General features: G+C 29.6%; 11 protein-coding genes. 5 read left to right on the forward strand and 6 right to left on the reverse strand.

The features are described from left to right. From AC8GER_RS02215 to AC8GER_RS02230, 4 genes are read left to right on the forward strand one after another with little or no spacing between them, the layout of a single operon-like run. The gene (locus AC8GER_RS02215) at positions 1-1,317 is read left to right on the forward strand and encodes a UDP-glucose dehydrogenase family protein (RefSeq protein ID WP_506598317.1); all 1,317 of its coding nucleotides are present in this window, start codon (positions 1-3) and stop codon (positions 1,315-1,317) included. Then, positions 1,310-1,618 (forward strand): ATP-dependent Clp protease adapter ClpS, encoded by a 309-nt coding sequence (gene clpS / locus AC8GER_RS02220; RefSeq protein WP_506598318.1) that lies wholly within the window; start codon positions 1,310-1,312, stop codon positions 1,616-1,618. Before AC8GER_RS02215 ends, clpS begins: the two co-directional genes overlap by 8 nt. Further along, positions 1,619-3,913 (forward strand): ATP-dependent Clp protease ATP-binding subunit ClpA, encoded by a 2,295-nt coding sequence (gene clpA, locus AC8GER_RS02225; RefSeq protein ID WP_506598319.1) that lies wholly within the window; start codon positions 1,619-1,621, stop codon positions 3,911-3,913. Positions 3,914-3,915: 2 nt separating this feature from the next. Further along, entirely contained in the window at positions 3,916-4,239 is a 324-nt protein-coding gene (locus tag AC8GER_RS02230; RefSeq protein WP_506598320.1) for a hypothetical protein, read from the forward strand. Here AC8GER_RS02230 and AC8GER_RS02235 read toward each other — a convergent pair. The 6 genes from AC8GER_RS02235 to ruvX form a co-directional block, all read right to left on the reverse strand. Beyond that, entirely contained in the window at positions 4,236-4,697 is a 462-nt protein-coding gene (locus tag AC8GER_RS02235; RefSeq protein WP_506598321.1) for a RidA family protein, read from the reverse strand. The genes AC8GER_RS02230 and AC8GER_RS02235 overlap by 4 nt on opposite strands. 7 nt (positions 4,698-4,704) lie before the next feature. Next, positions 4,705-7,257, reverse strand: coding sequence for a type I DNA topoisomerase (topA, locus tag AC8GER_RS02240; protein ID WP_506598322.1), 2,553 nt, complete (start codon positions 7,255-7,257; stop codon positions 4,705-4,707). A gap of 94 nt (positions 7,258-7,351) precedes the next feature. Next, positions 7,352-7,906 carry a glycerol-3-phosphate 1-O-acyltransferase PlsY gene (gene plsY, locus AC8GER_RS02245; RefSeq protein ID WP_506598323.1) on the reverse strand — a complete coding sequence of 185 codons (555 nt, stop codon included), beginning with the start codon at positions 7,904-7,906 and terminating at the stop codon, positions 7,352-7,354. Further along, positions 7,906-9,195, reverse strand: coding sequence for a dihydroorotase (gene pyrC, locus AC8GER_RS02250; RefSeq protein ID WP_506598324.1), 1,290 nt, complete (start codon positions 9,193-9,195; stop codon positions 7,906-7,908). The genes plsY and pyrC overlap by 1 nt, the downstream gene beginning before the upstream one ends. After that, complete coding sequence (locus AC8GER_RS02255) at positions 9,192-10,139, reverse strand: aspartate carbamoyltransferase catalytic subunit (protein WP_506598325.1); 948 nt, start codon at positions 10,137-10,139, stop codon at positions 9,192-9,194. Before AC8GER_RS02255 ends, pyrC begins: the two co-directional genes overlap by 4 nt. Positions 10,140-10,196: 57 nt before the next feature. Further along, positions 10,197-10,676 (reverse strand): Holliday junction resolvase RuvX, encoded by a 480-nt coding sequence (gene ruvX / locus AC8GER_RS02260; RefSeq protein WP_506598326.1) that lies wholly within the window; start codon positions 10,674-10,676, stop codon positions 10,197-10,199. A gap of 37 nt (positions 10,677-10,713) precedes the next feature. Here ruvX and gatC point away from each other — a divergent pair, with 37 nt between their 5' ends. Next, positions 10,714-11,001 carry an Asp-tRNA(Asn)/Glu-tRNA(Gln) amidotransferase subunit GatC gene (gene gatC / locus AC8GER_RS02265; protein WP_506598327.1) on the forward strand — a complete coding sequence of 96 codons (288 nt, stop codon included), beginning with the start codon at positions 10,714-10,716 and terminating at the stop codon, positions 10,999-11,001.

Genomic DNA, 11,001 nt, shown 5'->3' on the forward strand with positions numbered 1-11,001 from the left:
ATGAAAATTTGTTTTATTGGTACAGGTTATGTTGGGTTAGTTTCAGGCGTATGCTTTTCTGATCTTGGCAATAACGTTATCTGTGTTGATAAAGATAAAGAAAAATTAGGTAGACTTCAAAATGGAGATATTCCAATATTTGAACCTGGCCTGTCTGAGATGGTTAGAAAAAATTTAGAAGCAGGCAGACTTATTTTTTCAGATGATTTAATTGGCTCTATTAACAAATCTGATATTGTTTTTATTGCTGTGGGCACACCAACAGCAAAAGATGGTGTTTCAGCAGATCTTTCACAAGTATTTTCTGTTGCTCAATTAATTTCAAAAAAAATTAAATCTCATAAAATTATTGTTACAAAATCTACCGTACCTATTGGTACGGGAGACAAGATTGAAAAAATTTTAAATAAAAATAAGAAAAAAGGATTATTTACAATTGTTTCTAATCCAGAGTTTCTTAGAGAAGGAGAGGCCATTAAAGATTTCAAATATCCAGATAGAGTAGTGATTGGGTCAAAAGATAAAAAAGTTACAAAAATATTTAATGAATTATATCATCCTATAGTTAATAAAGGCGCTGCTTTTGTTTCTTGTTCTAGAAGAGCAGCTGAGCTTATAAAATATGCATCTAATGCTTTTTTAGCTACTAAAATTAGTTTTATTAATGAAGTTGCTAATCTATGTGAAAAGGTTCATGTAAATGTTGATGATGTAGCTCTTGGAATTGGACTTGATAAAAGAATTGGTTCAAGATTTTTAAGAGCTGGACCCGCATATGGCGGATCTTGTTTTCCTAAAGATACTAAAGCTTTAGTAAAAGTGGGTAAGAATTATAATTCACCACTTTCTATTGTTAATTCGGTCATTAATTTTAATGAAAAAAGAAAAATAGATATTGAAAAAAATATTTATAAAATTTTAAATAATAAAATTAAAAATAAGATTATTTGTTTTTTAGGAGTAACATTTAAAGCAAACACCGATGATTTGAGAGATTCTTCAGCAATAAATTTAATAGCTAAGCTTATTAAAAAAGGAGCAAAGATTAACTATTACGAACCATCAGGAAGCAAAGAAGTTTTAGATAAACAAAATAACGTAAATTATTTTGATGATTTGTATTCAGCAACTAGAAAAGTAGACTTAATTATTATTCATACAGAGTGGGACGAGTTTAAGAATTTAAATTTTTCTAAAATTAAAAATAATAATAAAAAAGTTATTATATATGATCTAAGAAATTTATACGATAATGAGTTTTTTAATAATAAAAATAATATTACTTATTATTCTATTGGCAGACCAGTAAATGCCTAAAGTTCTTATAAAGTTTAAAAAAATTAAGACTCAAGCTAAAATTAAAAAACCTGAATTTTATGAAGTTATTCTTTTAAATGATGATTTTACAACGATGGAATTTGTTGTTAAAGTTTTACAATTATTTTTTAATATGACTAAGCCAACAGCTAATAAAATTATGCTTAAAATTCACAACGATGGTAGCGCTGTTTGCGGGGTTTATCCCTATGAGGTTGCTGAAACTAAAGTTATGGAAGTTATAAATTTTGCAAAACAAAATCAGTATCCTTTGAAATGTATTATGAAAAAATCTATTTAAATGGCTACATTTACTAAATCTTTAGAACAAGCAATTTCACAAGCATTTAAATTTGCCACGGAAAAAAAACACCAGTATGTAACTTTAGAACATTTGTTACTTGCTTTAACAGATGAAACTGATGCTCGTAACGTTATGAAGGCATGTAATGTAGACGTTGATTTATTAAATGAGAACCTGGAATTTTATATCGATAATGAATTAGAAAATATAGTCACTTCAGATACTAAATTAGAACCACAGCCAACAGCAAGTTTTCAAAGAGTTATTCAAAGATCTATTGTTCATGTTCAGTCTTCAGGAAAAAATGAAGTTACAGGAGCAAATATATTAGTTGCATTATTTGCTGAAAGAGAAAGTCACGCTACATTTTTTTTACAAGAACAAGAAGTTACGCGTTACGATGTAGTTAATTTTATTTCTCATGGAATTACCAAAGTTGATAATTTTGCCTATGGAGGATCATTTGACAGCTCATCAACCACCAACAACAATAAAGCAGCTACTAATTCACCTTTAGAAATGTATTGTGTTAATTTAAATAAAAAAGCTGAACAAAATAAAATAGATCGTTTAATTGGAAGAACAGTAGAAGTAGATCGTTTAGCTCAAATTTTATGCAGAAGAACTAAAAACAATCCATTATTGGTTGGGGATCCGGGTGTTGGTAAAACAGCAATCGTTGAAGGACTTGCTTTAAAAATTTTTAATAATGAAGTTCCTGAAATCTTAAAATCACATGTAATATTTTCTCTTGATATGGGAACATTAATTGCAGGAACCAGATACAGAGGAGACTTTGAAGAACGTCTTAAATTAATTATTAAGGAAATAGAAAAAAATAAGAATTATATTTTATTTATAGATGAAATTCACACATTAGTAGGAGCTGGATCAACATCTGGAAGTTCAATGGATGCCTCAAATATGCTTAAGCCTGCTTTACAGGCCGGAAATATAAGATGCATCGGGTCGACAACTTACAACGAGTATAGATTGTTTTTTGAGAAAGATAGAGCGCTACAAAGAAGATTTCAGAAAATAGATGTTCCAGAGCCTACAATAGAAGAGGCGTATAAAATTATGTACGGCATTCGATCAAAATATGAAAAATTTCATAATGTTAAATTTACTGATGCTGCAATCAAAGCTTCTGTAGATTTATCAAGCAAATATATCGGTAATAAAAAGTTGCCGGATAAATCTATCGACATTATTGATGAATTGGGTTCTTCAGAAGTTTTAAAATCTGAAAACCACAGAAAAAAAATATTAGATGTTGAAGATATCGAGAGAATAGTTTCCCAAATTACTAAAATTCCAGAAAAAAATATTTCAGTTAATGACAGAATGTATTTAAAAGATTTAGATAAAAATTTAAAAAGAGTTATTTTTGGCCAAGATCTTGCAATTGATAGTCTTGTGTCCTCAATTAAATTATCAAGATCTGGTTTGAGAGATAGTAATCGTACTATTGGAAATTATATGTTTTCAGGTCAGACAGGAGTTGGAAAAACTGAACTTGCAAAACAACTTGCTAAAGTTCTTGGCATTGAACTTATTCGTTTTGATATGTCTGAGTATATGGAAAGACATTCAGTTTCTAAATTAATTGGCGCCCCTCCAGGATATGTTGGTTTTGATCAAGGAGGATTACTTTCTGAGAAAGTTGACAAGAATCCATATGCAGTTCTTTTAATTGATGAAATAGAGAAGGCTCATCCAGATATTTATAATGTTTTGTTACAAATTATGGATTATGGAAAATTAACGGATCAAAATGGTAAAAAAATTGATTTTAGAAATATTATATTAATTATGACGACTAATGCTGGAGCAGAAGATTTGCAAAAATCTCAGATAGGTTTCAATAAAAGTAGCAATAAAGACGGCGATTTAGAATCTATTAATAAAATCTTTTCACCTGAATTTAGGAATAGATTAGATTCTATTGTTCAATTTAATATTTTAAACAAAGATACAGTTAAAAAAATTGTTGAAAAATTTGTAATAGAACTTGAAACTCAGTTAGGCGAAAGGGATGTAATTATTAATTTAACAGATAAAGCTAGTAATTTAATTTCTAAATTAGGTTTTGATGAAAAAATGGGTGCCAGACCATTAAATAGAGTTATTGATGAAAAAATTAAAAAACCCTTAGCGGACGAACTTATTCATGGAAAATTAGTAAACGGTGGCCATGTTTTAGTAGATGCAAAAAATGATATTCTTGTTTTTGAAATCAATAAAATTGAAAAAACATCAAAAAAACCAGTTAGCAAAACGGTACAATAAATATGTTTGGTTTATTTTCGAGTAAGGCAAAAAAAATAGAAGAAAAACTATCAAACCTTGCAATTGAAATAGCAAGTATTCAAAAAAATATTATTATTTATCCAAATGAAAATAATTATAAAAATTTACATATGAGCAAGACTAAAGAGTTAAATTCTCTCTATAATGAGCTCGAGGCAACCAAAGGAAAAGATTATCTTAATGAATTTATTAGCAAATTATCTAACGAATATAAGAAATCTGAATATGTCTTATCTAAAGCAGAACAGAAAATTTTAGATAAAATCTTAATTGAGTATAAAGTTAAAGTTAAAATAAAAGCTTAGTTAATCTCAAAAATACTTTCTATTTCAACACAGGCGTTTAAAGGCAGGGAATTACATCCAATTGCAATCCTTGAATGTAAATTTTCTGTAAGAATTTTTGCAATTAAGTCTGAAGCTCCATTAACAACCTTTGCATGGTCTGAAAAATTATCTAAACAATTAACGTAGCCACTTATTCTAATGCAGCTTTTCACTTTATTAAGATCACCATTACATGCATTTTTTAATTGTCCAAGGGCATTTAAAATTGAAATTTCAGCAGCTTTTTGTGCCTGCTCTAAAGAAACTTCTTTCATAACTTTTCCAGTTATTAATTTTCCATCAACAGTAATTGGAAGTTGTCCTGATATAAAAATAAGTTTTTCATATCTACTGAATGCAGCATAATTCCCAACGGGTTTTGGAGGATTTGGTATATTAATATTTATTTTTTTTAATATTTCTTCAATTTTATTCATCTTCAGCTTAAGCTTTTTTGCTTTTTTTTCTAGTTTTTTTACCACTCTTAGTCTCATCGTAGGCAATACGTGCTGCTATTAATACCAGAGCTTCTTCCATAGATATATTTTCAGGATCTTTATCATCAGGGATTGTAGCATTAATTGTCTTATATTTGATGTAAGGACCATATTGACCCTTCATAATTTTTACAGGTTTTTTATCTTCAGGATGTTCACCAAGATTTTTTATTTCATTTGAAGTACGTCTACCTGGTTTTGCTTCAGCAATTAAAGTTATCGCTCTATTTAATCCTAATGAAAATATATCCTCAGGATTTTCTAAAGATGCTGATTTATTTTCACATTTTACGTAAGGTCCAAATCTTCCTACATTTAAAGTAATGTCTTGGGTGTTTTCAGGATATTGCCCAAGAACTTTAGGAAGCGATGCTAAAAATTTACATTTATCTAAATCTAATGAATCTAAAGAGATTCCTTTGGGAATAGAGACGTTTCTAAGATTTTTTTCGTTATTACCAATTTGTAAATAAGGACCAAATCTTCCTTTTTTTAAAACAATCTTTTCATTATTATCGGTTTCTCCAAATACCTTTGGTTCAGCAAGGAAATCTTGTTCGGCAGCTTTTGCTCTTGATAAAGGTCTTGTAAATTTACATTCAGGATAATTTGAACAACCAATAAATGCTCCGAATCTTCCATTTTTTAAACTAAGTTCACCATTGCTGCAGTTTTTACATTTTTTAGAAATTTTTCCATTTTCATCCTTATCAAAAATAATATCTCCTAAACTTTCATTTAATAAATCAAGGACTGCTCTTGTTCTTAATTCTTTAACTTCATTAATATTTTTATAAAATTCTTTCCAAAAATTTTCTAAAACCTTAAGATATTCAATTTTCCCTGTAGTAATTTCATCTAAACTATCTTCAAGCGTTGCTGTAAAATTATAATCTACATATTTAGTAAATAATTTATCCAAGAAAGCCGTAATAAGCTTGCCTCTATCGGTTGGTATAAATCGTTTTGTTATGAGTTCTACATAGTTCCTAGCTGATAATACTGAAATAATACTTGCGTAAGTAGAAGGTCTTCCTATTCCAAGTTCTTCTAATTTTTTAACTAAGCTTGCCTCAGAAAATCTAGGAGGGGGTTCAGTAAAATGCTGTTCAGTATTAAATTTAGGATTTTCTAATTTTTCATTAATTTTTACTTCTGGTAATATTTTTTGATCATTCTCCTCATCTTTATCCACTTCATCTTCTTCTTTTACATCTTGATATAATTTTAAAAAACCATCGAATACTTGAACGGAACCCGTTGCTCTAAAGGTGATAGATTTTGATCCATTTAATATTTCCAAGGTACATCTTTCATATTCCGCATTTTCCATCTGTGAAGAAAGTGTTCTATTCCAGATAAGTTCATATAATCTTGCTTGATCTTTATCTAAAATAGATCTCATTTTTTCAGGAGTTCTTAAAATATCAGTTGGTCTAATTGCTTCATGCGCTTCTTGAGCATTTTTAGCTTTTTTACCTGAATAATTTCTAGCTTCACTTGGTAAATATTTTTTACCAATCTCTTTATCAATGTAATTTCTACATTCTTCAATAGCATCTTGAGAAATATTAGTGCCGTCAGTTCTCATGTAAGTAATTAAGCCAACAGTATCTCCTTCAAAATCTATTCCTTGGTAAAGTCTTTGAGCAATTTGCATTGTCCTTGATGCTGAAAAACCTAATTTTTTAGATGCCTCTTGCTGCATAGTGGATGTAGTAAAAGGAGCGTAAGGACTTCTTCTGTATGGTTTCTTGTCAATACTCGCAATATTGAAGCTTTCTTTTTTTATCTGCTCTAAAACATTCTTAATTTCTTGTTCATTTTTAAATGTAAACTTTTCAATCTTATTTCCTTTGAAAGAATAAAGTCGTGCATTTAATTCTTTTTTTTGTTGAGTTAAAAAAGTACAAGCAAAAGTCCAATATTCTTGTGGTTTAAATAATTCAATATCATGCTCTCTATCTACAATAATTCTAAGAGCAACGGATTGAACTCGACCTGCAGATTTTGAACCTGGAAGTTTTGTCCAAAGAATAGGAGAAATATTAAATCCTACCAAATAATCCAATGCACGTCTTGCCATATAGGCATTTACTAACTCAGGATTAATATCTCTAGGATTGCTAATTCCGTTCTCAACAGCTTTTTTAGTAATCTCGTTAAATACAACTCTTTCAAATTTTTTATCTTTAATTTTTTTATTTTCTTCTAAAATACATTTTAAATGCCAAGCAATAGCTTCTCCTTCACGATCAGGGTCTGTTGCTAAAATAATTTTATCAGCATCAATTGCATAATCAGTAATTTCTTTTAAATGTTTCTTAGAGCCGGGGTCAATTTCCCAAATCATTTTAAAATCATGCTCTGTATCTACAGAACCATTTTTAGAAGGAAGATCTCTAACGTGACCGTAGCTTGCTAAAACTTTATAATCTGAACCTAAATATTTATTAATAGTTTTTGCTTTTGCTGGACTTTCAACGATAACTAAATTCATAAGTTTTTAGTAAAAAGTGAAGAACTGTCAAAATTTGCGACCTTTGTCAAATTTCGAAAAAATATATACAAAAAAGTCTTTAATTACTTAGAAATTATCTTTTAATTAAGGAAGCAATGTTTTGTCTATGTGTGAAGACTGAAGTGACAAAATAAAATAAGATTAATAAAAATATTTTTTGATCAAAGAAAATAAGAGCTGTAACCGTTGCAACTAAATATCCTAATAAGGCCGAGACAGCTGATATTCTAAAAAGAGCAAGCATAATTAACCACACAGTTATAAAAACACCTGATAAATAAAAATTGATTGCTAATAAACTTCCTATAAATGTCGCAACACCTTTTCCTCCTTTAAATTTTAGCCACACAGGAAAAATATGAGCAAGAAAAACAATTACAGCTGAGTAGTAAGTTAGTTCCTGAAAATACTGCATCGTTAAAAAAACAGATAGAGTTCCCTTAAGACCGTCTAGAAGTAGAGTTAAAGCAGCAATAAATTTATTACCGGTTCTTAGGACATTAGTTGCACCAATGTTTCCAGATCCAATTTTTCTTACATCTCCCAAACCTACAAATTTTGTAAGGATTAAACCAAACGGTATAGAGCCTAATATATAAGAGTAGAGTGTAACTATAAGTAGGTCCATTAAGCTTCAAATACTAAATTTCCATTGATAAAGGTTTTTTCAACCTTACCTTGCATTTTTCTTTTCTCAATTGCTGTATTTTTTGATTTTGATTCAATTTTTTCTTTTTCAACAACCCAAGGCTTATCAAGATTAACAACTGTTATATCGGCATCACTACCTATCGATAAATTTCCAGCGTTGATATTTAATATTTTTGCAGGATTGCAAGTTAATGCTTTTATAAGTGTTTTTAGTTCACAAGCTTGATTGTGATAAAGTTCTAATGTCAGAGATAATAAAGTTTCAATTCCTGAAGCACCAGTTGCTGCCTGTTGGAAGGGTAAACGTTTTGATTCTTCATCCTCAGGTTTGTGATCTGAAACAATAACATCAATTAATCCATTTTTAACTGCATCGATTAAAGCTAGACGGTCATTTTCAGTTCTAAGAGGAGGGGATAATTTTAGAAAAGTTCTAAAATCTCCAATATCATTTTCATTTAACGATAAGTTATTTATTGAAACGCTAGTTGTAAATTCTAATCCCTTTTTTTTATAATTTTCAATTACTGGAAGCGATGCTTTTGAAGATATGGTAGAAATATGATATCTGTTTTTATAAAGCTCTAATAAACTCAAGTCTCTTTCTATTATAATTTTTTCAGCAATATCAGGAATACCTTTTAATCCTAATCTTGTAGAAATTACACCTTCGTTAATTGAGCCATTGGCTGATAGTTCGTTGTCTTGAGGAAATTGAATGATTAGGCTGTTTAAATTTTTTGAATAATTAAATATTTTATCCATTACTCTGTTATTTTGAACGCACTTAATTCCATCTGTAAAACCAATAGCACCAATAATTCCAAGCAAACCAAACTCTGACATTTCATTGCCATCAAGATTTTTTGTAAGAGTAGCAAGTGGGTAAATTTTAATTTGCGACTTATCTTTCGCTCTTCTTTTTGTGAAATCTAATATAGAGCCATTATCAATCACTGGCATAGTATTTGGCATTGTTACAACAGAGGTTACACCACCTGATAAGGCTGCTTCACTTAATGTTCTGAAATTTTCTTTGTATTCAAAGCCAGGCTCTCCCACAAATACTCTCATGTCTACAATTCCTGGAATTGAAGTGTTGCCTTTGCAATCTATAATTTCACATTCTTTAGGCGCGCTATCCTTAGTTACTTTTTTGCCTACTGCCTTTATTTTTTCATTTTCATCAATTAAAATTCCGCCTACTTCATCAATATTATTTTGAGGATCAATTACTCGAGTATTAATTAATAGTTTCATTTTCATTTGTTATTTCCGCATATGATTTTTAAACAAGCCATTCTAACCGCAACTCCCATTTCAACTTGTTCTTTGATAATACTACGATTGATGTCATCAGCTAATGTTGTATCAATTTCAACACCTCTGTTCATAGGACCTGGGTGCATAATCAACGCGTTTGGATGTGCTTTAGTAATTTTTTTATAATCTAAACCATAAAATTCGTAATATTCTCTTGTTGAAGGAACATAAGATCCTTGCATACGTTCTGTTTGAAGTCTCAACATCATAACAATGTCAGATCCTTCAAGACCTTTGTTCATATCCGTGAATGCTTTAACTCCAAGACTTTCAATATTTTTTGGCATTAGAGTAGGCGGTGCAATCACTCTAACCTCAGCTCCTAACATATTGAGTAAATAGATATTTGATCTTGCAACTCTTGAGTGCATTATGTCTCCGCAGATCGCAATTCTTAATCCTTCAATTTTCCCTTTTTTAATTCTGATTGTAAGAGCATCTAGTAACGCTTGAGTTGGATGTTCTCTCCAACCATCTCCAGCGTTAATTACTGAACAATTTACTTTTTGTGCCAAAAGATTTGCAGCTCCAGAGTCTTGATGTCTTATAATTAAAACATCAGGATGCATTGCATTCAAAGTCATTGCTGTGTCAATTAAAGTTTCTCCTTTTTTGATTGCTGAGTTTGAAACATTCATGTTCATCACATCAGCTCCTAATCTTTTTCCTGCAAGCTCGAATGAGCTTAAAGTTCTAGTAGAAGATTCAAAAAATAAATTAATTTGAGTTTTACCGTTAAGAATATTTAATTTTTTTTGTTCTCTTTTGTTAAAGTCAACAAATTGCATTGACTCATCGAGAATGTAATTAACTTCGGGAATAGATAGGGATTGAATGCCTAAAAGGTGTTTGTGTCTGAATTTAACAGCTTCTTTTTGTATAGCCATTAAAAGCAACTCTATACTTGCAAACTATAAAGCATGCAAGCATTAAATAAAAATTACTTATTTTGTTTGATTTTTATAATAATCAATAAAGCCTTGCAAAATAAAGGCAGCAGAATTCTCATCTAGTTTTTTCTGCTTCTTTGTCACATTAATGGATAATTCTGACATACCTTTATAAGCGCCTTCACTGGAGAGTCTTTCATCCCAAAGTGTAACAGGAATAGATAATTGTTCAGTTAAGTTTTTAGAAAAATCTCTAGCCGATTGAGCTCTTGGACCAAGAGAACCGTCCATATTAATAGGGTTACCAACTACAATTCCTTCAATATTATTTTCTTTAATTATATTTCTTATCTCAATTATAAAAAATTTTAGCTGCGTAAATTCTATTGTAGTTAAAGGAGTTGCGATATTATGATTTTCATCACAAATAGAGATACCTATATTTTTTTTTCCATGATCAATTCCAATTAATCTGGATTGTTTATTTATTATTTCTACAAATTTATCGTTCTCTAATAGGTTGTAAGTTTTCATTAAAATGTTAATTTAGCCAGATTTACCATTAAGTCTAATGTCAATTAACAAAGATACTATTAAGAAAATATCAAAGCTAGCAAGGATATCAGTAACTAACGAAGAGACTGATAGACTTGAGAAAGATTTAAATTCAATTTTAAAATTTGTTGAACAGTTAAAAGAACTTAATACAGATAAAATTGCTCCTATAGCTTCAGTCTCTGATCAACCTCTTACAATGAATAAAGATGAGATTATAAAAATTAATGAAAAAGAAGAAATTTTAAAAAACGCTCCTGAGAAAAACTCTAATTATTATATTGTTCCAAAGGTTATCGAATAA

Origin of the sequence: Fontibacterium abundans (SeqCode), assembly GCF_965235095.1 — a bacterium.
Taxonomy (GTDB): Bacteria; Pseudomonadota; Alphaproteobacteria; order Pelagibacterales; family Pelagibacteraceae; genus Fontibacterium; species Fontibacterium abundans.

What these genes read in the sequence shown, in the direction of transcription:
- AC8GER_RS02215 (WP_506598317.1), top strand. Translation starts at nt 1, where the DNA reads ATGAAAATTTGTTTTATTGGTACAGGTTATGTTGGGTTAGTTTCAGGC.
- clpS (WP_506598318.1), top strand. Translation starts at nt 1,310, where the DNA reads ATGCCTAAAGTTCTTATAAAGTTTAAAAAAATTAAGACTCAAGCTAAA.
- clpA (WP_506598319.1), top strand. Translation starts at nt 1,619, where the DNA reads ATGGCTACATTTACTAAATCTTTAGAACAAGCAATTTCACAAGCATTT.
- AC8GER_RS02230 (WP_506598320.1), top strand. Translation starts at nt 3,916, where the DNA reads ATGTTTGGTTTATTTTCGAGTAAGGCAAAAAAAATAGAAGAAAAACTA.
- AC8GER_RS02235 (WP_506598321.1), bottom strand. Translation starts at nt 4,697, where the DNA reads ATGAATAAAATTGAAGAAATATTAAAAAAAATAAATATTAATATACCA.
- topA (WP_506598322.1), bottom strand. Translation starts at nt 7,257, where the DNA reads ATGAATTTAGTTATCGTTGAAAGTCCAGCAAAAGCAAAAACTATTAAT.
- plsY (WP_506598323.1), bottom strand. Translation starts at nt 7,906, where the DNA reads ATGGACCTACTTATAGTTACACTCTACTCTTATATATTAGGCTCTATA.
- pyrC (WP_506598324.1), bottom strand. Translation starts at nt 9,195, where the DNA reads ATGAAAATGAAACTATTAATTAATACTCGAGTAATTGATCCTCAAAAT.
- AC8GER_RS02255 (WP_506598325.1), bottom strand. Translation starts at nt 10,139, where the DNA reads ATGGCTATACAAAAAGAAGCTGTTAAATTCAGACACAAACACCTTTTA.
- ruvX (WP_506598326.1), bottom strand. Translation starts at nt 10,676, where the DNA reads ATGAAAACTTACAACCTATTAGAGAACGATAAATTTGTAGAAATAATA.
- gatC (WP_506598327.1), top strand. Translation starts at nt 10,714, where the DNA reads ATGTCAATTAACAAAGATACTATTAAGAAAATATCAAAGCTAGCAAGG.